This window comes from Streptomyces sp. NPDC088147 (assembly GCF_044741565.1).
Taxonomy (GTDB): Bacteria; Actinomycetota; Actinomycetes; order Streptomycetales; family Streptomycetaceae; genus Streptomyces.
This window is the reverse complement of the sequence record NZ_JBIUSY010000003.1, coordinates 815888-837258: the sequence shown is the minus strand read 5'-3', so window position 1 is coordinate 837258 and position 21371 is coordinate 815888. Positions and strand designations below refer to the sequence as shown.

The 21371-nt window shown below is 71.8% G+C and carries 19 protein-coding genes and 1 CRISPR repeat array; of the genes, 13 read left to right on the top strand and 6 right to left on the bottom strand.

Annotated elements, in window-relative coordinates; all coding sequences use genetic code 11:
- Positions 1-85 precede the first annotated feature (85 nt).
- Positions 86-988: a LysR family transcriptional regulator gene (locus ACIOGX_RS14630; protein WP_401913126.1), complete on the top strand. Its 903-nt coding sequence runs from the start codon at positions 86-88 to the stop codon at positions 986-988.
- Positions 989-1104: 116 nt separating this feature from the next.
- Positions 1105-1638 (top strand): EF-hand domain-containing protein, encoded by a 534-nt coding sequence (locus ACIOGX_RS14625; RefSeq protein WP_356509204.1) that lies wholly within the window; start codon positions 1105-1107, stop codon positions 1636-1638.
- A 96-nt stretch (positions 1639-1734) separates the two neighbouring features.
- On the opposite strand, the gene ACIOGX_RS14620 is transcribed toward ACIOGX_RS14625, so the two are convergent.
- Complete coding sequence (locus ACIOGX_RS14620; RefSeq protein ID WP_356509203.1) at positions 1735-2628, bottom strand: LysR family transcriptional regulator; 894 nt, start codon at positions 2626-2628, stop codon at positions 1735-1737.
- A gap of 203 nt (positions 2629-2831) precedes the next feature.
- Here ACIOGX_RS14620 and ACIOGX_RS14615 point away from each other — a divergent pair, with 203 nt between their 5' ends.
- Positions 2832-3707 (top strand): DMT family transporter, encoded by an 876-nt coding sequence (locus tag ACIOGX_RS14615; RefSeq protein ID WP_401913122.1) that lies wholly within the window; start codon positions 2832-2834, stop codon positions 3705-3707.
- Between the two features lie 108 nt (positions 3708-3815).
- Positions 3816-5081 (top strand): MFS transporter, encoded by a 1266-nt coding sequence (locus ACIOGX_RS14610; RefSeq protein ID WP_401913119.1) that lies wholly within the window; start codon positions 3816-3818, stop codon positions 5079-5081.
- Between the two features lie 15 nt (positions 5082-5096).
- Here ACIOGX_RS14610 and ACIOGX_RS14605 read toward each other — a convergent pair whose 3' ends face one another.
- Together ACIOGX_RS14605 and ACIOGX_RS14600 are read right to left on the bottom strand one after the other, a co-directional pair.
- Entirely contained in the window at positions 5097-7484 is a 2388-nt protein-coding gene (locus tag ACIOGX_RS14605; RefSeq protein WP_401913116.1) for an FtsX-like permease family protein, read from the bottom strand.
- Positions 7481-8254 (bottom strand): ABC transporter ATP-binding protein, encoded by a 774-nt coding sequence (locus ACIOGX_RS14600; RefSeq protein ID WP_401913113.1) that lies wholly within the window; start codon positions 8252-8254, stop codon positions 7481-7483. The genes ACIOGX_RS14605 and ACIOGX_RS14600 overlap by 4 nt, the downstream gene beginning before the upstream one ends.
- A 138-nt stretch (positions 8255-8392) precedes the next feature.
- On the opposite strand from ACIOGX_RS14600, the gene ACIOGX_RS14595 reads away from it, so the two are divergent.
- The 9 genes from ACIOGX_RS14595 (at position 8393) to ACIOGX_RS14555 (ending at position 16545) form a co-directional block, all read left to right on the top strand.
- Positions 8393-9256: a sensor histidine kinase gene (locus ACIOGX_RS14595; RefSeq protein WP_401913110.1), complete on the top strand. Its 864-nt coding sequence runs from the start codon at positions 8393-8395 to the stop codon at positions 9254-9256.
- Positions 9253-10059: a response regulator gene (locus ACIOGX_RS14590; protein WP_401913107.1), complete on the top strand. Its 807-nt coding sequence runs from the start codon at positions 9253-9255 to the stop codon at positions 10057-10059. The genes ACIOGX_RS14595 and ACIOGX_RS14590 overlap by 4 nt, the downstream gene beginning before the upstream one ends.
- Positions 10060-10246: 187 nt before the next feature.
- On the top strand, positions 10247-10978 hold the full coding sequence (locus ACIOGX_RS14585) for a TetR/AcrR family transcriptional regulator (protein ID WP_401913104.1): 732 nt from the start codon (positions 10247-10249) through the stop codon (positions 10976-10978).
- Positions 10979-11167: 189 nt separating this feature from the next.
- On the top strand, positions 11168-12031 hold the full coding sequence (locus tag ACIOGX_RS14580) for an oxaloacetate decarboxylase (RefSeq protein WP_129767413.1): 864 nt from the start codon (positions 11168-11170) through the stop codon (positions 12029-12031).
- Between the two features lie 16 nt (positions 12032-12047).
- Positions 12048-12626 (top strand): hypothetical protein, encoded by a 579-nt coding sequence (locus ACIOGX_RS14575; protein ID WP_401913101.1) that lies wholly within the window; start codon positions 12048-12050, stop codon positions 12624-12626.
- 37 nt (positions 12627-12663) lie between these two features.
- Complete coding sequence (locus tag ACIOGX_RS14570) at positions 12664-13704, top strand: bile acid:sodium symporter family protein (RefSeq protein ID WP_401913429.1); 1041 nt, start codon at positions 12664-12666, stop codon at positions 13702-13704.
- 195 nt (positions 13705-13899) lie between these two features.
- Positions 13900-14316: a YciI family protein gene (locus ACIOGX_RS14565; RefSeq protein ID WP_356509187.1), complete on the top strand. Its 417-nt coding sequence runs from the start codon at positions 13900-13902 to the stop codon at positions 14314-14316.
- A gap of 10 nt (positions 14317-14326) precedes the next feature.
- Positions 14327-15559, top strand: a complete 1233-nt coding sequence (locus ACIOGX_RS14560; protein ID WP_401913098.1) for an RNA polymerase sigma factor — start codon at positions 14327-14329, stop codon at positions 15557-15559.
- A 161-nt stretch (positions 15560-15720) separates the two neighbouring features.
- On the top strand, positions 15721-16545 hold the full coding sequence (locus tag ACIOGX_RS14555) for a hypothetical protein (protein ID WP_401913095.1): 825 nt from the start codon (positions 15721-15723) through the stop codon (positions 16543-16545).
- A gap of 103 nt (positions 16546-16648) precedes the next feature.
- Here the strand turns inward: ACIOGX_RS14555 and ACIOGX_RS14550 are convergent, their stop codons facing one another.
- From ACIOGX_RS14550 to ACIOGX_RS14540, 3 genes are all read right to left on the bottom strand, one after another.
- Positions 16649-18229 (bottom strand): aldehyde dehydrogenase (NADP(+)), encoded by a 1581-nt coding sequence (locus tag ACIOGX_RS14550; RefSeq protein WP_401913092.1) that lies wholly within the window; start codon positions 18227-18229, stop codon positions 16649-16651.
- Positions 18230-18409: 180 nt separating this feature from the next.
- Positions 18410-19408 (bottom strand): MASE1 domain-containing protein, encoded by a 999-nt coding sequence (locus ACIOGX_RS14545; protein ID WP_356509430.1) that lies wholly within the window; start codon positions 19406-19408, stop codon positions 18410-18412.
- A 102-nt stretch (positions 19409-19510) separates the two neighbouring features.
- Positions 19511-20389 (bottom strand): PP2C family protein-serine/threonine phosphatase, encoded by an 879-nt coding sequence (locus ACIOGX_RS14540; protein ID WP_401913089.1) that lies wholly within the window; start codon positions 20387-20389, stop codon positions 19511-19513.
- A gap of 377 nt (positions 20390-20766) precedes the next feature.
- A CRISPR array of direct repeats spans positions 20767-21343; the repeat unit is 29 nt; unit sequence GTGCTCCCCGCGCAGGCGGGGGTGTTCCG.
- Positions 21344-21371: the final 28 nt, after the last annotated feature.

Below are 21371 nucleotides of genomic sequence, written 5' to 3'. Positions count from 1 at the left end.
ACCGATCCGGCGGGCTCACCGATCCCGCGGGCTCACCGATCCCGCGGGCTCACCGATCCGGCAGGCTCATCAACCGGGGGCATCCATGGAGCGCGTTGAACAGGAGTGCTTTCTCATCCTCGCCGAGGAGCTGCATTTCGGCCGCACGGCGGACCGGCTGCGGCTGTCCCGCGCCCGGGTGAGCCAGCTCGTGCAGCGCCTGGAGCGCCGCGTCGGCGCCCCGCTGTTCGTCCGTACGAGCCGCCGCGTCGCCCTCACCGCCCTCGGCCGGCAGCTCCGTGACGATCTCGAACCGCACCACCGCGCGATCGGGGCCGCCGTCGCACGGGCCGCCGCCACCGCGCGGGGCATCGGAGGAGTGCTGCACGTCGGCTTCTCCGCCCCGCTGGCCGGGGAGATCGTGATGAAGGCCGCCGAGGCGCTGCGCGCCGGCCACCCCGAGCTGGGCGTGGAGATCTGTGAGGTGCCGCTCTCGGATCCGTTCGGACAGCTGCGCAGCGGTGAGTTCGATGTCCAGCTCACGGAGTTCCCCGTACGCGAGGACGATCTGGGCGGGGGTCCCACCCTGCTCACGGAGGGGCGCGTGCTGGCGGTCCCCACCGGGCATCCGCTGTCCGCCGACGGGAAGGTGTCGCTCGAAGACCTGGCCGACGTGCCGTTGCTGACCATCGCCGGTGAACTCCCCGGCTACCGGCTGGAGCAGCGCGTGCCGGCGCGCACGCCCGGCGGCAGACCGATCCGCCGCGGCCCGGCCGTCACCCAGATGCAAGAGGCGCTCATGCTGGTCGCCGGCGGCAAGGGGGCCCTGCTGGCGGCCGCGCACTCCGCCACGTACTACGCGCGGCCCGGTGTCACCTACCTCCCGTTCGCGGACGCCGACCCCATCGGGTACGGGCTGGTGTGGCGGGCCGGGAACGACACCGGCGCCGTCCAGGTCTTCGCGCGAGCGGCGCTCGATGCGGCGAGGGACGTTCAACTCACCCTCTGAGACGTCGCGTTCACCCCATCTGATGAATACGGATACTTTTACGGACGTACCGCCCTCCGCCTCGCATAGTGAAAACGCATGCACGCCGGTCACTGCCTCACGGAGGACGAGACACCATGCGTACGGAAGCACTCAACCGGGTCAAGCTCGTCTTCACCCTCTTCGACGTCGATGGCAACGGACACCTCGAAGCCGACGACTTCGACCTCATGGCGACCCGCGTCATCCGGGCGGTGCCCGGCGCCGACGAGACCGCGAAGAGCGCGATGGTGGCCGCGTTCCGGACCTACTGGACGACCCTGGCCGCCGAACTGGACGCCGACCGCGACGGCAAGGTCGGTTTCGACGAGTACACGGCCTGCGTCCTTTCTCCGGAACGCTTCGACGAGGCGGTCACCGAATTCGCCGAATCACTGACCGCCCTGGGCGATCTGGAGGGCGACGGACTGATCCGCCGGCCCACGTTCGCCGCGCTCATGACGGCCATCGGCTTCCGGCTGGCGAACATCCACGCCCTCTTCGACGCGTTCGGCCCCACGGACGCGGACCGGATCGCGCGGGCGACCTGGGCCGAGGCCATCAGGGACTACTACCACCCCGACAAGGCGGGCATCCCGGGTGACCAGCTGGTCGGAGACCCGGCGGTCTGACCCGGCGGTCCGACGCGCCGCACGCGGTGAGGGTACGGGGTACGGATCCGGCGAGGACGGCCCCGTACTCCGCGGGTTACGGCGTCACTCCGCGCGTTACGGCGTCGCCGCCCTCCGCAGCGCGTCGAGCAGCCCGCGCAGCGCGATCGGGTCCGGGCCCGGTCCCCGTACCGCCGCGTAGATCGCCCTGACCGGTTCCGGGTTCCTGACCTTGCGTACGACCACGGCGGGATGGTGGCCGGCCAGCCCCGTGACCGGGACCAGACTGACGCCCAGCCCGGCGGCCACGAAGCCCTGCGCCGTGGCGTAGTCCTCGCTCTCCACCACGAAGTCCGGGCTGAAGCCGGCCGCGCCGCACGCGGTGAGAATGGCGTCGAGGCACGGGCCCGGCCACTCGCTGGCGACCCATGGCTCCTCGGCGAGATCGGACAGGTCGAGCACCCGCTTCGAGGCGAGCCGGTGCCCCTTGGGGAGTACGGCACGGTAGGTGTCGTCGAGAAGGTGCACGAACCGTACGCCGTCGACGAACGCCCCGCCCCTCGGCCGGACCACGAGCGCCACATCGGCCCGGCCCTCCCTCACCTCCGGCAGCGGATCGTCGGAACCGGTGAGCCTCAAGTCGACCTGTATGCCCGGGTGTTCACCGCGCAGCTCCGCCAGCGCGGGGGCCAGCAGAGTGGCTCCCACCGTCGCGAAGTAGCGGACCACCACCCGCCCGGTCCGCCCGGCCCGCAGGTCCGCCAGAGCGGTCTCCGCCTCCGCGACCTGTCTGCCGATCAGAGCCGCGTACTCGGTGAGCAACCGCCCGGCGTCGGTGGGCCGCACTCCCCGGCCCGACCGTTCCAGCAGCGTGATCCCCGCCTCCTTCTCCAGCGTCGCCATCTGCTGGCTGACGGCGGAGGGCGTGTAGCCGAGATTCCGGGCCGCCGCGGTGACCGAACCACTGGTCACCACCGCCCGGAGCAGTTGCATGCGCCGCATATCAAGCATGCAGAAGAGCTTAACGGTGAGTGCAGTTCTTTTCGCTTGTCTTACGACAGCCTCCTGGGACACCGTAAAACCCCCACCTCGCCCCACCCCCGTCCCGACCCATCCGGTCCCGTCCGGTCCTGTCCGGTCCTGTCCGGTCCTGTCCCGTCCCGACGCGCAGGAGGCGCACCATGCTCGGCGGCTCACGCACCACCCTTCTCCGCATGGCCGTTCTCGCCCTGCTGTGGGGATCGGGCTTCCTCTGGATCAAGGTCGCCCTGACCGGGGGCCTGTCCCCCCTCCACATCGCCGTCATCCGCTGTGCGCTCGGGACCACGGTCCTGCTCGCCCTGGCGTTCTCCGCCCGCCAGCGCCTCCCCCGCGACCGCGGGACCTGGGGCCATCTCATCGTGGCCGCCTTCTTCTGCAACGCCCTGCCGTTCTTTCTCTTCGGCGTCGGCGAACAGACCGTGGATTCCAGCGTCGCGGGCGTGCTCAACGCCACAACACCCCTCTGGTCCCTGCTGATCGGCCTCGGGCTCGGCACGGAACGCGGGCTCCGGCCGCTCCGGCTGGCCGGTCTGCTCCTCGGCTTCGCAGGCACCCTGCTCATCTTCGCGCCCTGGCAGCGGAGCGGACTGACCAGCTGGGGCGCCCTGGTCCTGCTCGGCGCCGCCGCCGGCTACGCGGTGGCCTTCGCCTACATGGCCCGCCATCTCACGGGCCGGGACACCGCGCCGCTCGCCCTCTCCGGGGCCCAGCTCCTCGCCGCGACGGGCCTGACGACCCTCGCGCTTCCCATGGCACCGGCGGCTTCCGGCGCTCCCACCCTCAGCGCGGTGATCGCCGTCGTCATCCTGGGCGTTCTGGGCACGGGCGTCACGTTCCACCTCAACTACCGGCTCCTGGAGACCGAGGGCCCCACCACGACCGCCACCGTCGGCTATCTCCTGCCGGTGGTCTCGGTGACCCTCGGCGCGATCTTCCTGGGCGAGGAGCTGAGCGCCCGCGTCCTCACCGGCATGGTCATCGTGCTGACGGGCGTGGGTATGACGCGCGGCCGGGAACGCGGCCCGGCGGAGCGCGTGCGCACGGCCTGACCCGCGTACGGCCCGACCCGTACACGGCCCGATGCTCACACGGCCCACCCCGCGTACGGCCCGATGTTCATACCGCCTCGCGCCGACCCACCACCGAAAGAACGGATCATGCAGCCCCATTCCCCCTGGCGGATGGCCGACTTCCGCACGCTCTTCACCGCGACCGCCCTCAGCCAGCTCGGTACGAACATCGGCTACGTCGCCGTCCCGCTCATCGCCGTCACCACACTCGACGCGTCCCCCGGCCAGGTCGGAGCCCTCGCCACCCTCAGCACGGTCGCCTTCCTCCTCATCGGACTGCCCGCCGGGGCCTGGGTGGACAGGATGCGCCAGCGCAGCGTGCTGATCACCGCGGATCTGGCGCGGGCGGCGCTGCTCGCCTCCGTTCCCGTGGCCTGGTGGCTCGACGCCCTCACGCTCACGCAGCTGTACGTGGTCGTCGTACTGACCGGCTGCGCCACCGTCTTCTTCGACATCGGCTCGCAGAGTGTGCTGCCGCGGCTGGTCGGCCGCGAAGGGCTCGTCCAGGCGAACGCCGCCGTGATGACCCTCATCGCCGTCGGCAATGTGAGCGGACGCGGCGCGGGCGGCGGGCTCGTCCAGTTGCTCACGGCGCCCGTGGCCCTCGTCTGCACCGCCGTCGCCCATCTGGCCTCGGCTCTCCGGCTCACCGCCCTGCGCCGCGCCCCGGCGCCTCCCCCGCCCCCGGGGCGGCCCACCCGGCTGAGCGCCCGGATAGCGGAAGGTCTGCGCCATGTCCTCGGCAACAAGGAACTGCGCGCCCTCGCCCTCACGGCGGCCCTCGCCAACCTCGGCTCGCAGATCATCAACACCATGCTGCCGGTGCTGTTCATCCGCGAACTCGGCCTTCCGGCCGGTGCGCTGGGACTGTTCTGGGCGGTGGGCGGCGCCGGTCTGCTCCTGGGCGCCCGCTGCGCCCGCCCCCTCGCCGCCCGGCTCGGCCACGGCCGCACGCTCGCCGTCGCCGGCCTGTGGCTGGCCCCCGCGGGACTCCTCGTACCGCTCATCGACGACGGCGCCGGTCTGTGGCTCGCGGGTACCGGCTATCTGCTGGCCATGTTCAAGACGGGCATGGACAACGTCCTCGGCGTGAGCCTGCGCCAGCGGATGACCTCGGACGCCCTGCTCGGCCGCATGAACGCCACCTTCCGCTTCCTCCTCACCGGCGCGCTCGCCGTCGGCTCCGCCCTGGCCGGCCTGTTCGGCGAACTGCTCTCCGTACAGAGCACGCTCTGGATCGGCGGCGCCGTCCTGGCCGGGGCGTTTCTGCCGACCTTCCTCTCCCCGGTCCGTACGCGACGCGAGCTTCCCGAACCGCCCGCCGAGAGCCGGCACGCCGCTTCGGGCCGATGACCGTCCCCACCGTCCTCACTCGTTGTGCAGCACCTTCGCGATCGTCAGACGGGCCGCCGAACGTGCCGGGACCAGGGCGCCCAGGGCGGCGATCACGACACCCGTCAGCGCGAGCAGGGCCAGTACGGGGGCGTGCCAGACGTCCGTCATGAAAGCGGGGAGCGAGACACCCGCCGCGTCCGTCATGGCGGGCATGATCAGACCGTACGCGCCGATGCCCGCCGGGATGCCGAGCAGACCGCCGACCGCGCCGAGCGCCGCCATCGAGGTCACCACCATCACGCTCACCTGACGCGGTGTCATCCCGAGGGACTTGAGCGTGCCCAGATCCCGCCTCCGCTCGCGGGTGTTGAGGAGGACGGTGTTGAAGACGCCCAGCGCCGCGACCGTCGCGAGGAGCACCGTCAGCGCCGAGGCCGAGCCGATGATGATGACGGCGTCGCGGTTCGTCTCCGGGAGGGCCACGGGGTTGAGCCCGGGGTCCGCCGCCCTGACCGCGGCGTTGTAGGCGCCGACATCGGTGCCCGGGGCGAGCCGGATCTCGTACTGATTGGCCTCGCGGTCCGGTGCGAACGCGGTCAGCGTCTCCCAGTTGGACCGGAGCAGGTCGGGCATGCCGTCCATGGACTCGCCGACGATGGTGGCCGACGCCTTCTCGCCGCCCAGCGTGAAGGTGACCCGGTCACCGACGTCCAGGCCGCGCTTCCTCAGGAACGCCGGCGGCGCCACCACCTCGCCCGGCCCTTCCAGCCAGCGGCCCCTGGCGACCGTCTCGCCCAGGGTGCCGGAATCGCCGCGGAAGAACTGGCAGCTGATGTTCTCGGCGTACCCGGCGAGTTTGACGTCGATCCACGCGTCGGCGGTCACATGGACCGTGCCCGGCAGCGAGCGCAGCAGGGCTTCCGTCCCGGCGTCGCCCTGCCGCGGCGCGGGCTCGCCGAACTGGGGCTTGCCCACGTACACCACGGTGTGTACGTATCCGACCCGCTGCACGGCCTCGCCGTACGCGGCCATCGTGCTGGACAGTCCGGTGGCCAGCGTCACCGTGGTCACGCCGAGGACAACGGCCGCCAGAGTCAGGGCGGTACGGCCCGGCCGTGCGAACGGCAGGCCGAGGCCCAGGCTGACCGGGCGCGGCAGCCGGGTGCCGGCGAGCGCGCGCTGTACCCGGCGCCCGCGTCCGGCGCGCGGCGCGCTGCCCGCGCTGATCGCCCTGGCAGCGGACAACCGGTGCGCGCGCAGCGCGGGGACGAGCGCGGCGAGGACGACGAGCACGGGCATCCCGAGCAGCGTCACGCCGTACACCCACGGGCTGATGCCCACGACGAGATCCTGGGTCCCGATCCCCATGAAGACGCTCTTCAGCAGGGGTTGTGCCGCGACGCCGCCGAGGACCGTGCCCGTGACACAGCCGACGACCCCCGGAACGAGCACCATCACGAGATAGACGGAGACGACCTGGTTCGGTGTGAAACCGAGCGTCTTGAGGACCCCGATGTGCCGGAGCCCCGCGATGACCGCCCCGCTCACCACATTGGCGACGATCAGGACCGCCACCACCAGACCGAGGACCCCGAAGGCCAGCAGGAAGGGCACATAGGCCGCCGCCGCGCGGCCGACGTCCCGCTTGATGCCGAGGTACGACTGCGAGGCGAGCGGCGACACCGGCAGGTCCGCCGTGGCCGAGGCCAGCGCCTTCTCGATCCGGCCGTCCGTGCTGGAGGACGGGCCGCTGAAGCGGTAGAGCATCTGCGCCGCGGTCGGGTGCAGGGCCGCGATCTGGCCGGGGGAGACCCAGCCCTGGGCGGACCGGCTCAGACTGCTGGCCCAGCCCACGACGGTGAGTTGAGGACCGCCGGGGACGCTGATCACCGTACCGACATCCCGTTCGGCGCCCAGTGCGTGCAGGACGATCTCCCCGGGGCGGGTGGCCCAGCGTCCGGCCAGAAGGCGCACCCGGTCCACAGGGCCGCCCGGATCGGCGCGCCCGACGACCGTGAGGGGGCCGGTGATCGTGCGCGGAGCGGCCGGCGGCCCGGATCCCTTGTCAGCGGATCCCTTCTCAGCGGGTCCCTTCTCAGCGGATCCCTTGTCAGCGGCGGCACCGGCGTCGGGGAGGGTGATGACGGCCTGCTCGAACGGACCCGCCGCCGCCTCCACCCCCGGCCGTCGCGCCGTCGCCGCCAGTTGGGCGTCCGAGACCCCTGCCCGGTCGAACGACGCGACGACATGGGCGCCGCGCTGCTGAGCGAAGGCACGGTCGAAGGGCGCCGAGGCGGCTTCGAGCAGCCCGAGGGCCACCACGATCGCCACCGTGGAGGCGAAGACGACGAGACCGATGACGGCCGTCTGGAGCCTGCGGCGCCGGACGGCCGCGCGCGAAGCGTGCCATACGGCGCTCATACGGCCCGCTCCGAACGCTCCGTGCGGTCCGCGCGCACTGCACGCTCCGTACGCTCCAAGCCGCGTTCACCCGCCACCCGGCCGTCCGCGACCTGGATCACCCGGCTCGCGCACCGGGTCGCCATCCGCTCGTCGTGCGTCACCAGCAGCAGTGTCTGGCCTATCTGGTTGAGGTCGAGCAGCAGATCCATCACCTGCTCCCCCGCGCGGCTGTCCAGGGCGCCGGTCGGCTCGTCGGCGAGCAGCAGGGCCGGCCGGTTCATCAGAGCGCGGGCGGCGGCGACCCGCTGGCGCTCGCCGCCGCTCAGCACCGCCGGATAGGCGTTGCGCCGGTCGGCGATGCCGAGTTCGTCGAGGAGTTCCAGTGCGCGCTTGCGGGCCCGCGAGGCCGGTACGCCCGTCAGCTGCGCGGCCAGCGCGACATTGTCCAGCGCCGGCAGATCGTCGAGCAGGTTGAAGAACTGGAAGATCATGCCGATCCGCCGGCGCCGGAACAGCGCGAGCCCCTTCTCGCTCAGCCGCCCCAGATCCTCGCCGTGCACCATGACGGTCCCGGACGTCGGACGGTCCAGCCCCGCGACCATATTGAGCAGCGTGGACTTGCCGCAGCCCGACGGTCCCATCACCGCGACCGACTCCCCCGCGCCGATCTCCAGCGATACGCCGTTCAGCGCCGTGGTGTCGCCGTACTCCTTGCGCACGTCCGTGAGCCGGACGACGGCCGCCGCCCCGGCGGCCGGTCTGCTGTCCTCTTCGGTTTCGGTAGCCATGGCATGAAGCTTGGAGGAGCGGTACGGGCCGCACGTCCCTCCCTGGAGGTAACCTCCCGGTCGCGTCATCCCACGGATGTACGGTGCTGGACCTGGGGATTGATGCGTGCCACGGGGCCGTCTGCGAAGGTGAGATCCGTGGGGATATCCGGGACGGGCGGACTGATCGCCGCCCTCGTGGCGGCCTGTGCGGCCGTCGGCTGGCTGGGCGTGGCGCTCGTACGGGCGCGAGGGCTCCATCGCAAGGCGCTGGAGGACCGGCGCTGGCTCCTCGAACGCGAACGGGAGAGCGCGGCCCGTACCGCCGTGGACACCGAACGGGCCAGGATCGCACAGGAGTTGCACGACATCGTCAGCCACAACGTGAGCGTCATGGTCGTCCAGGCGGGAGCCGCCCGCGAGGTGCTGGACACGCTGCCGGACGAGGCCGCCGCGGCGCTGCTGGCCGTCGAGGGCGCGGGCCGTGACGCGATGACCGAACTGCGCCATCTGCTGGGGCTGCTGGCACCGTCGCAGGACGGTGCGGACGGGGACGACGACAGCGCGGGCGCCCTCGCGCCGCAGCCGAGCCTGAGCCGGCTGAGCCCGCTCATCGACCGGATCGCCTTCGCAGGACTGCCCGTCGAGGTGCGCGTCTCCGGAGAGCCGCGCACGCTCCCCGCCGGGATCGATCTCACCGCGTACCGGATCGTCCAGGAGGCCCTGACCAACGCGCTCAAGCACGCCGGCGGCGGGAAGGCCGAGGTGACGGTGCGGTACGCGGACCGCAGTCTGCGGGTGGAGGTGCTGAACAGCGGGCCGAGCGTGCTCGCCGGAGACCGGCCCGCGCCGAGGGAACCGGCCCCGGAGAAAAGGGGCGGAGCGGGGCGCGGCCTGCTCGGGCTGCGGGAACGGGTCGCCGTGTACGGGGGCGAGCTGGACGCCAGGCGGCGCCTCGGCGGCGGATACCGCGTACGGGCACGGATACCGCTGGACCGGCCGATACCGCTGGACCGGCCATGAGCACCGCCCCCGGCACCCCGCCGTCCCGGCCTCCGTCCGCACCCGCGCCCGGACCCACACCTCGGCCCGCGCCCGCGCCCGCGAACGAGCCCGCGCCCGCGCCCGCGCCCGCGAACGAGTCGGCCCCCCGTGTCCTCATCGCCGACGACCAGGCCCTGGTCCGTACCGGCTTCCGGCTGATCCTCACCATGCGCGGCATCGACGTGGTCGGCGAGGCCGTCGACGGGGCCGAGGCGGTGGAAGCGGCCCGCCGACTGCGCCCGGACGTCGTCCTCATGGACATCCGTATGCCGAACATGGACGGTCTGGAGGCCGCCCGGCGCGTACTGGAGCAGAACCCGGACTGCCGGGTGCTCATGCTGACCACCTTCGACCTCGACCGTTACGTCTACGCCGCCCTGGCCCTCGGCGCGAGCGGCTTCCTGCTGAAGGACGTCACCCCGGAGCACCTCGCCGCCGCCGTACGCCTCATCAGCACCGGTGACGCGCTGCTCTCCCCCTCGATCACCCGGCGCCTCGTCGAACGGTTCGCCTCCGGCGGCGACCGGCCCGCGCACGCGCCCGAACTCCCCGCCGTCCACCGCGATCTCACCGCCCTGACGCCTCGCGAGCTGGAGGTCCTGACCCTCATGGGCGGCGGCCTCTCGAACGCCGAACTCGCCCGCCGACTGACCCTGAGCGAAGCCACCGTGAAGACCCATGTCGCCCGTATCTTCGCCAAGCTCGCCCTGCGCGACCGTGCCCAGGCCGTCGTCCTGGCCTACGAGACGGGCCTGGTCTCCCCCGGAGGACCCGCCGCATAGCCGCGGGCCCTCCGGACGGTCACCGGCCACCGATCACCGTCACCAGTCACCAGTCACCAGTCACCGGCCACTGATCACCGATCACCGGTCCGCACACCGTACGCAGGACCGTACGCCGTGCGCGCCCTGGGCTATCCTGGGCCGCCGGGGACCCGGAGGAGTGCCAAGCACCGAGAGTGGAGTGCGTATGCCGGCCGACGACCAGCCGTTCCCGTCCGTGTGGACCCGTCCGCGCAGGCAGCGGCGGGAGCAGCCGGCCCTGAGCCGGGAACAGATCGTCGCCACGGCCCTCCAGTTGCTGGACACCGAGGGCATCGACGCGCTGAGCATGCGGAAGCTCGGTACCCGGCTGAACGCGGGCGCCACCTCGATGTACTCGCACGTCGCCAACAAGGACGAGCTGATCGAGCTGGTCGTGGACGAGGTCTACGGCGAGATCGAACTGCCGGACGCCGGGGACCCGGAGCGGTGGCGCGAGGCCGCCACCCGCTGCGCCCACAGTCTGCGTGGCGCGTTCCTGCGGCACCCGTGGATCGTCTCCGTGCTCGGTGAGGTGGGGATGGCCTACCTGGGTCCGAACATGATGCGGCTGTTCGAGAGCCTGCTCACCGTCTTCGAGGAGGCGGGCTTCCCGCTGCCCGAGGCCGACCAGGCCGTGAACACCGTGGTCTCGTTCGTCATCGGGGTGTCCACCAGCGAGGCCGCGTGGCTGACGATGCTCGCCCGCAGCGGTCAGAGCGAGCGGGAGTGGACGGAGCGGCTGTGGCCGGCCGCCGAGCGGGCCGTGGCACCGTACCCGCGCCTGCGCAGGCTGTACGCCGCCCAGCGCGGACAGGACATGGGCGGTGCCCGCGAGGACGGCTTCGACGGCGGACTCGCCTGCGTACTCGACGGCCTGGAGACCCGGCTCGCCCACTGAGCCCCGCGCGCCGGACGAGGAATCGTCACTTCGTTGAAATGTCATACATATCGATCACTCCGAATTTTTTGCCAGATCGGGCGACGACACGGTGTGTCGTTTTACGAAGTCTTGGTCTTCTGTAAATGTGTGCCCGTCAGCACGTCGCCTGAACTCGTGACCGGGCGGGTTCTGGAATGAGGGAGAACCATGCGCTACGGCAATGCCTTGCGAGAAGCGGTCGAATCGCCTCGTACGACACCTCTCATCGGCATCTACGACATGTACTCGGCCTCGATCGCGGCCCAGCACTACAACGGATTCTTTGTCTCCGGCTTCGGATTCGCCGCTTCCCATTACGGGCTGCCGGACATCGGTTTCATCGCCTGGCCCGACATGGTGGCCTTCGCGGAACGGCTCCGTCTGGCGTTCCCACGCCATCACATGCTTGTCGACATCGACGACGGGTACGTGGACCCGGAGGTCGCGTGCCATGTCGTCCAGCGGCTGGAGCGCGCCGGGGCCTCGGGGGTGATCCTGGAGGACCAGAAGCGGCCACGCAGGTGCGGGCACGCGGACGGGAAGCTCATCCTGCCGCTGGAGGAGTACCTGGCCAAGCTCGACCTGGTGCTGCGCAGCAGGGAGGAGATGCTCGTGGTGGCGCGTACGGACGCCACGGAGGAGTCGGAGATCGTACGGCGGGCCGCCGCGCTGGCGGAGACGGACGCGGATGTCGTCCTCGTCGACGGTGTGCGGAGCGTGGAGTGGATTCGTAAGATCCGCTCGGTCGTCGGCGACAAGCCGCTGCTGTTCAACCAGATCGCGGGCGGAAAGTCGCCGAGGCTCTCCCTCTCCGAACTCTCCGACCTGGGCGTGAATCTCGCCATCTACAGCACGCCGTGTCTTTTCGCCGCGCACGGCGCGATCGACGGCGCGCTGGTCGATCTGAAAATGGCCGACGGCCGACTGCCGGACACCAGGGAGACGGGGGCGATCGGGGTCAAGGGATCGACGGAATTGCTGGAAAAGAACATCAGCAGACACCACGACAGTCGCGTTTCGGTGTCGGTGTGACCACGGGAATTCCCTCTTGTCATCTCATTTCCTTCGGTCCGGCACCGGCCGGCACCGTCTTCCGAAGAAATCACCCCTGCTGAGGGGAGTCTCCACGACGAGTGTCCTCGTCGCGGCGACGACGAGCGTCCTGTGCGGTGCGGGCACCGCACAGGCCGACGACGACGAGCCGGAGAAGTCGGGGCCGGTCGCCGGACGCAACGTCGGTCTGCTGGTGGTCGACAACTCCCACGCCGACTCGTGGCTGGAGGTCGACCGGACGCTCAACATGCTGTTCAGGAGCAAGGGCACGGCGGGCAGCGACCACGACGGGGGTGGTGGCGCCATCGACGTCCAGACCGGGAACAACGGGACCGGAAGCGGCGACCCGGGCGGGTCCTGCTCGTGTCCGCGCCCGTCCTCCGGCTCCGAGGCGTCGCCCGCCCCGTCCTCCGGCCAGTCCCCCGGCTCGGGTTCGGGCGCGGCTTCGGGCGCGGGCACCGGCTCCGGCTCCGGCTCCGGCTCGGGCTCCGGCGCGGGCTCCGGCTCACGTGGTGTGATCGAGCAGATCGGGCAGATCGGGCATCCGCCGTACCAAGGCGAGAACGGTGAATGACGTGACCTCTAAGTCCTGGCTGACGTCGTCCTGGCTGATGGCCTGGCCAGGCCGGCTGGGAAGGGCGGTCGACCTCTATGTCGTCGCCCTTCTCGGCACGGTCGTGTTCGCGGCGCTGCTGCCCGCGACCGGCCGGGCGGCCGTGGCCGTCGGCGGTGCCGCCGATCTCGCCATCGCGCTGCTCTTCTTCCTCTACGGCGCCCGGCTCTCCACCCGCGAGGCGGTCGACGGCCTGCGGCAGTGGAAACTCCACCTCGTGGTGGGGGCCAGTACGTTCGCGCTCTTCCCGCTGCTCGGGCTGGCCGTGGGCGGACTCGTACCGTTCCTCCTCACCGACCAGCTCTACACCGGCCTCCTCTTCCTCTGCGTCGTTCCCTCGACCGTCCAGTCGTCGATCGCGCTGACCTCCACCGCCCGGGGCAATGTCCCGGCCGCCATCTGCGCCGGTACGTACTCCAGCCTGTTCGGCATGGTCGCCACCCCGCTGCTCGCGGCGTGGCTGATCGGCTCCACCGTCAGCTTCTCGGCCCACGGGGCGGTGGCCATCACCACCCAGCTCCTGCTTCCCTTCGTCGCCGGGCAGTTGCTGCGCCGCTGGATCGGCGGGTTCATCGGACGGCACAAGAAGCAGATCGGCCTGCTGGACCGGTTCTCCATCCTTCTCGTCGTCTATACGGCCTTCAGCCAGGGCATGGCGGAAGGCATCTGGCGGCAGATCACCCCGGCGCGGCTGGCCGGTCTGGTGACGCTGGCCGTGCTTCTGCTGGCGGTGGCCCTCACGGTGACCTCGTTCGTCGCGCGACGGCTGGGGTTCAGCAAGGAGGACCGGATCACCATCGTCTTCTGCGGCTCCAACAAGAGCCTGGCGACGGGACTGCCCATGGCGGCGGTGCTGTTCGGGGCCTCGGCGGGCCCGGTGATCCTTCCCCTCATGCTCTTCCATCAGGTGCAGCTGATGGTGTGCGCGGTCCTCGCGGGCCGCTGGGCCCGCCGGCCGCTGGACACCGCGCCCGACGCGCCCGACCGGACCCCCTCGCAGACGTCCCGCGCCGTTCCCGCGCGGGAGACGGCCCGCTGACCGCTGCGGTTCCGGTCCCGGAGCGGTTCCGGAGCGGTTCCGCCCCCGGAAGACTTCCGCCGTGAGAGGGGTTGCGGAAAAATCTTCGCCAGTCCGTCCCGTGAGCTGTCGAGAACGCGCGACCCGCTCCGACGTCCCCTGTGAGAGTCGCCCACGAGGGGTGACGGTCCACCGAGGAACAGAGGAGACGACATCATGAAGTACCTGGTGATGGTGCAGGGCGCGCAGGCCGACTACGACGCGATGGCGGGCAAGGCGTCCGCCCACAGCCCGGCCTGGAACGAGGACGATCTGCGGGCGATGTTCTCCTACATGGAAGAGCTCAACAACGACCTCGCCGAGAGCGGCGAGATGGTGGACGGGAACGGTCTGGCCGAGCCCGCCGCCACGCGCGTCGTCGGAGTCGGCGACGACGGCCGGCCCGTGATCACGGACGGCCCGTACGGCGAGACCAAGGAACTGCTCGCCGGCTACTGGGTACTGGACTGCGAGAGCCTGGAGCGCGTGACGGAGATCGCCGAGCGCTTCCTGCGGTGCCCGGCGCCCGAGGGCTCCCCGGTCTACCCCGTGATCATCCGGCCCATCCCGGACATGGGCGGGGGCGACGTGTGAGACGTACGGAATGAGGCCCGGAACGGAGATCGAGGACCTGCTGCGGCTGCACGCGCCGCAGGTCCTCGGCGCGCTGGTACGCCGGTACGGACACTTCGGCGCGGCCGAGGACTCCGTACAGGAGGCGCTGCTCGCGGCGGCGCGGCAGTGGCCGGAGACAGAGGTGCCCGCCAACCCGCGCGGCTGGCTGATCCGGGTCGCCTCCCGGCGGCTCATGGACCAGCTGCGCGCCGACGAGGCACGGCGCCTGCGCGAGGAGACGGCCGCGGCGCTCGCACCGCGCGACGCGTTCACGGCGCCGCCGCCCGGTGAGAGCCGCGCGCCGTCCCAGGACGACACGCTCACCCTGCTCTTCCTCTGCTGCCACCCCGCACTGGCCCCGGCCGCGCAGATCGCGCTCACGCTGCGCGCCGTCGGCGGTCTGACCACGGCCGAGATCGCCCGCGCCCATCTCGTGCCCGAGGCGACGATGGCGCAGCGGATCAGCAGGGCCAAGCGGCGGATCAAGGGGGTGCCTTTCCGGCAGCCGGGCCCCGAGGACCGGGACCAACGGCTCGCGCCCGTGCTCCAGGTGCTCTATCTGATCTTCAACGAGGGGTATACGGCGACCTCCGGCAGCGATCTGCACCGCGCGGATCTCGCCCGTGAGGCGATCCGGCTGACCCGGGCCGTACGCCGGCTGCTGCCCCGGGAGGGCGCGGTGACCGGGCTGCTCGCGCTGATGCTGCTCACCGACGCCCGGAGCGCGGCGCGTACGGGCCCTGAGGGCGAACTGATCCCGCTGGACGAGCAGGACCGTTCCCTCTGGGACGGGAAGGCGATCGCGGAAGGCACCGCGCTGGTGACGGAGGCGCTGTCCCAGGGCCCGGCCGGCGCTTACCAGTTGCAGTCCGCGATCGCCGCGCTCCATGACGAGGCGGCCCGCGCCGAGGACACCGACTGGCCGCAGATCCTGGCCCTGTACGACATTCTGGTGCGCCGCGCGCCCGAGCCCATGGCCGAACTCGGCAGGGCCGTGGCCGTCGCGATGGTGCGCGGCCCCCGGGCGGGGCTGGCCGAGGTCGCCGTACTGGAGGACCGGTTGGCGGGCCATCACCGGCTCGACGCCGTACGCGCGCATCTGCTGGAGAAATCGGGGGACATCGACGGCGCGCGAGCCGCCTACCGGCTGGCCGCCGGGCGTACGCTCAGCGTGCCCGAGGCACGGTATCTGCGGACGCGCGCCGCCAGGCTGTCGACCTGAGTCGCCGGCTGGACCGCCACCGAAGCGCTGCCGGAGATTGTCATTCCATGAGATCTCCATGAGAGATCTGATCCAACTGGCCCTTATTCTATCTTTAGGCCCTTTGGGTGCAATTGAACACATAGTCCATGCCTGTCCGGGCCACGGGCGTTGTTACGCACGTGGATCCACGTGAACTCTGGGAGCGGAACACTGTCCTGGCCGAAGCGTTCTGCGCCAGCGATGACCGTGTGCGCCAGGCGCAGTCAGTGCTGGACGAGGCGCAGGCCGAGCGGAGCAGGACGCTCGCGGCCTTCTCCGTGACGGTCGGAAACGACGGCGCGGTGGCCGATCTGATGGGCCTGAACGAACGCGAAGTGCGGGTCGCGCGGCGCACGGTGGGCAGGGAGGACGCCCGGTCGGTCGCCGAGGAACTCCTGATCCGCGGAGCGCAGCCACCGCCACCACCGCTCGCGCCGCTGGCACCGCTGTTCCCGCAGGAGCCACCGCAGACGCCGCCGCCCCCGCCGCAGGCACAGGGGCAAGGGCACGGGCAGGGGCAGGGGCAGGCACCGGGGCAGGGGCACCCGCCGATGCACGATCCCGCCGCCGACGCCTTCCCCGTGTCGGATGTCCAGCTGCCGCAGCCCCGGGCCGAGATGCCCCCGCAGCCGGACGCGATGCCCCAGGACGCGCAGACGGCCGCCGCCGCGCCCACGGTCTTCCACACCCCCGCCGTGGAGGAGTCCGTGGTCTGGTCGGCCAGCATGGACTCCGTCCTGCTGTGGAGCTGGAAGTCCGGCCTCGACCTCCAGACGGTCGCCGCCGAACTGGGCCTGGATCTGCGGGCGCTGCTGCTCCGCGTACAGACCCTGGCCAACGACGGGCTGCTCACCCCGCGTACCCCGCCGTCCGACAGCGGCCAGTCCGGCCGTCATCGCCGCCACGAGGACCCGTACGCGGCCCTCATCAGCCCCGCGACCACGCCGTTCCCCGTCTACCACTGAGAGCCGGGGTCCGGACGGCGGCGGACGGCGGCGGGCGCTGCGGAAGCGGCGGCAGCGGCGGAAGCGGCGGGCGCTGCGGAAGCGGCGGCAGCGGCGGAAGCGCTCAGCGCTGTTCCCTGGCGCCGTCCAGCCGGCGCGGCAGATCGCGGGGGTTGCCGTCGGAGACATCGGCGGGCAGGAAGTCGGCCGGGACGTCCTGGTAGCAGACCGGACGCAGGAAGCGGCGGACGGACAGGGTGCCGACCGAGGTCGTGCGGACGTCCGAGGTGGCGGGGTACGGACCGCCGTGCACCATGGCGTGGCTGACCTCGACCGCCGTGGGCCAGCCGGCGTAGAGCACGCGGCCCGCCCTGGTCTCCAGCAGCGGCAGCAGGGCGGCGGCGGTGTCCTGGTCCCCCGGGCCGTGGTGGACCGTGGCCGTCAGCTGGCCCCGCAAGGCACGGGCCACCTCGGTGAGTTGGGCCGTGTCACGGCAGGTCACCACGGTCGCGGCGGCGCCGAACGTCTGACCCTGGAGTTCCGGCCGGCTCAGGAACGTCTCGGCCGGGACCGTGAACAGCCGGGGCGCACAGGTGTTGGCCCCCTCGCCCGGCTGTCCGGCGGCGATCTCCCGTACGTCCTCGACCGCCGTCAGCGCCGCCGCCGCGCTCTCGTACGCGTCGTGGAGGGCGCGGGTCTGGACCGTCTGCGCGGTCCGCGTCGACACCTCCCGGCCGGCCGCCGCCAGGAACTCTGCCAGCTCGGGTCCGTTGACCCCGGCCAGCAGCCCCGGCCGGGTACGGAACTGCCCGGCCCCCGCCGTCAGCGCGTCGACGAACCCCTCGACCAGCGCGGCCGACCGGTCGCGGAGGGCGCCGGGCAGCAGGAACACCGGGTTGACGCTGCTCATCTCGGCGTACACGGGGACCGGTTCCGGGCGGGCGGCGGCCGTACGCATCAGCTCCTCGCCGCCCGCCCGTGATCCGGTGAAGCCGACGGCCCGGATCCGGGGGTCGGCGACCAGGGCCCTGCCGAGTTCCGCGCCGGAGCCGAAGAGCAGCGAGAACACGCCTTCCGGCAGCTCGCTCTCGCGTACGGCGGCGGCCACGGCCGAGCCGACCAGTTCCGAGGTGCCCAGGTGGGCGCTGTGCGCCTTGAGCACGACGGGGCAGCCCGCGGCGAGCGCGGCGGTGCTGTCGCCGCCCGCCACCGAGAACCCGAGCGGGAAGTCGCTCGCGCTGAACACCGCCACCGGCCCGATGCCGATATGACGCTCCCGCAGATCGGGCCGCGGCTCGGGGACGCGGTCGGGCAGCGGCCGGTCGATCCGTACCTCCGCCCAGGAGCCGTACCGCACCTCCGCCGCGAGGAGCCGCAACTGCCCCGTCGTACGGTCCCGTTCACCGGTGACCCGGTCCGCGGGGAGGCCGCTCTCGGCGACGGCCCGGACGGTCAGCTCCTCGCCGAGCGCCTCGATACGGTCCGCGATCCGCTCCAGGAAGGTCGCCCGCCGCTCGGGGGAGGTGGCGCGGTAGCCGGGGGCCGCCTGCTCGGCCAGTTCGCAGGCGCGGGCGACGTCCTCGGGGGTGCCGGAGCCGTAGCCGGGCTCCAGCGGGGTGTCCGTACGGGGATCGACCGAGGCGACGACCGGTCCGCGGCCGGTCCGCCGCTCGGCGCCGAGGAACATCGCTCCTGTCAGGGGCATGGTGCGCTACCTCACCTCTCTGGGCCCTGTCCGGGCTTCGTCCGGATCGTTGCCTCGTACGCCGTACGCCGGTACGCCGCGCGCTGTGCGGTCGCGAGGGCGACGGGGGCCGGGCGTGGCCGGGGGCCGGGCGTGGTCGGGCGTGGCTGGCCGTGGTCGGGCGGGGCCGGGCGGCGGGGATCAGCCGCCCCTGGCGTTCGTCCCACGGTCCCGCCCCCACCTTGTCGGCGGCTCCACCGGGCTGAGGTGCGCCACCAGATCGGCCAGCTCCACGCACGCCTCCTCGATCTTCAGCCGGACGTTCCGCTGCTCGGTGACGATCGCCGCCAGCAGCAGCGAGGTCAGCGCGACGGACCCGTTGAGGGCCTGGAGGCTGACCATCCGCTGGATGAGGTTGTGATGGGCGAAGGCCCCGACGAGGTCGGTCGCCTCCGAGATCGCCAGTACGGTCACGAACAGCGCGTACGGCGCGCTCCCGGGAAGCTGGAAGCGCAGCGCGGCCCAGATCAGCACCGGGAAGACGAGGAAGAGCAGGGAGAGGCTGCTCATGGTGGCCAGCGGCGTCACGACGACGGCGGTGATCAGCAGGGCCACCGCCTCGGGCCAGCGGCGGAAGTCCCTGGCCCGCGGGCGCCGGGCCCTGCGGAGCATCAGCAGCACCGGCGTGACCACGAGCACGCCCATGGCGTCGCCCACCCACCACGCCGACCAGGTCGGCCAGAATCCCGCCAGCCGCAGCTTGCCGCCGAGCACCAGCATCAACACGCCCAGCGTCGCGCTGATCAGCATCCCGGCCAGGGCCCCGAGGAACACCAGGGCGACCCCGTCCCGCAGCCGGTCCAGCTCCGTACGGAAACCCACGCGCCGGAGCATCAGACAGGCACCGACGGGGGCGAGGGTGCTGGCCGCGATGATCCCGATGTCGAAGAGGTGGACGGAACCGAGCGTCACGACGGTGAAGAGGGCGCCGAGCGTGATCCCCGGCCAGACACCGAGGCCCAGGAAGAGCAGCGCGGCCAGCGCGATGCCCGTGGACGGCCAGAGAGCCGTCACGACCGCGCCCTCGATCACCAGCTGCTTCAGCAGACCGAGCTGTGCGACCCCGTAGTAGGCGACGGCGACGCCGAGAATCCGGAGAGCCGCCAGGGACAGACGTTGGACTTCCTCGGTACGCACCACATCAGCCATCAGACAACGCCCACCGCCCGGGTACGCCGTGACACGCACTGCCGGAGGGCTCGCGTCACCCCGGACCGTACGCGCGGACGCCGGGCCTCCGGGTCAGCGGCACGACGGGTACGCGCCGACGGGGCCGTCCGGTACGGAGTCATGGCAGAGGACGAGCACGGCGGCGTCGTCCGAGTGACCGGTCAGCTCGGCCACCTTCAGCACCTCGGCGGCCAGCTGGCCGGGGTCCACCCCGGTACGGGCGTCCTCGGCGGCCAGGACCGCCTCGGCGGTCAGCCGGGCCACCCGCCCGAGACCGTTCTCGACCGGGAAGGACGGCCCCTCGACCACACCGTCCGTGACCAGCACGAACGCCCCGGTGTCCGTCAGGCGGCGGCGGATCACCGGATACGTCTCCCCCGGCAGGATGCCCAGCGGCAGACCGCCCGGGTCCTCGTCGACACCCGAGCTGCCGTCCGCCGCGGCCCACACCGAGGCCACATGGCCGGCGCGGGCGCTCTCCAGCACCCGGGTGACGGGGTCGAAGCGGAGGAACGTGCAGGTCGCGAAGAGGGTGGAGTCCACCGACAGCATCAGATCGTTGGCCCGGCTCAGCACCTGCCCGGGGTCACCGGCCGCCGCGGCGACCGCCCGCAGACCGATCCGCACCTGCCCCATGATCACGGCCGCCTCGACGTCGTGCCCCTGCACATCACCGACACAGAACGCGAGCGCGCCGTCGGGCAGCACGAATCCGTCGTACCAGTCGCCGCCGATATCCAGCCCGTCCCGCGCGGGCGCGTACCTGGCGGCGGTCCGCAGCCCCGGTACGGCGGGCAGGAAAGGCGGCAGCATCGCACGTTGCAGGGCCTCCGCCAGCTCCACCCGGGCATGCTGCAACTCCACCCGCCGCCGCGCCTGGGCGGTGAGCCGGCCGAGTGTGGTCAGCAGGTCGTCGGCGCTCGCCGACCGGACGGGACGACGCCGGGTCATGCACCGCTCCGAGGTACGTCCGTTGGTGGACCGCTGTGAGTTGTTCCTCGCAACGGAGTACAGAGGGCTCTCGCTCAAGCCTCACCCCCATCATATTTCGAACACGCGGCTTCCGCCGGACGAGCCGGACATACCTGAACATATATACATGCATGGCGCATGCAACGTGCGCCATGAACCGGTGTCCGGCGGGGGTTCTGCTCCGCGTGGGCCGGGTTGATTGGCCGGCGGCTTGTCGAGCGATCCGATTGGGCATTCCATCGAGCTACGACGACAAGGCGGCCCCACCGACCACACGCCTCTGACAGCATGGAGGCATGAGGACGACCGATGGTCAAGCAGCAGCAAAGCTGATCTAACGCCGCAGGTCGAGAAGGGTGCTCCCCGCACAGGCGGGGGTGTTCCGTGGAACACCCTTGCGACGGCGTCCGCGACAACGTGCTCCCCGCACAGGCGGGGGTGTTCCGTTGGTAGCGGCGATGATAGGGGTCCGGAACCGTGCTCCCCGCGCAGGCGGGGGTGTTCCGCCCTGAAGGACATGCTGGACGACCTGCACCGGGTGCTCCCCGCGCAGGCGGAGGTGTTCCGCCGACCTGTACGACAACACCGCCCGTGAAGTCGTGCTCCCCGCGCAGGCGGGGGTGTTCCGTCGTTCACCGCGCTGGAGGACAACGCCACCACGTGCTCCCCGCGCAGGCGGGGGTGTTCCGCGACCGGCGCCGACCTTGCGGCCGGACTGGTCGTGCTCCCCGCGCAGGCGGGGGTGTTCCGGACGACGGGTTCTGTGAGGCGCGGTACTGGACGTGCTCCCCGCGCAGGCGGGGGTGTTCCGGAGCCGGACGGCAGTGACATCGGGCAGGGCGAGTGCTCCCCGCGCAGGCGGGGGTGTTCCGCCTTGGGATCAACCGGCGATCGAGGTCGTTGAGTGCTCCCCGCGCAGGCGGGGGTGTTCCGCCCTCCAGTACCTTCGCCGTGACCTTGA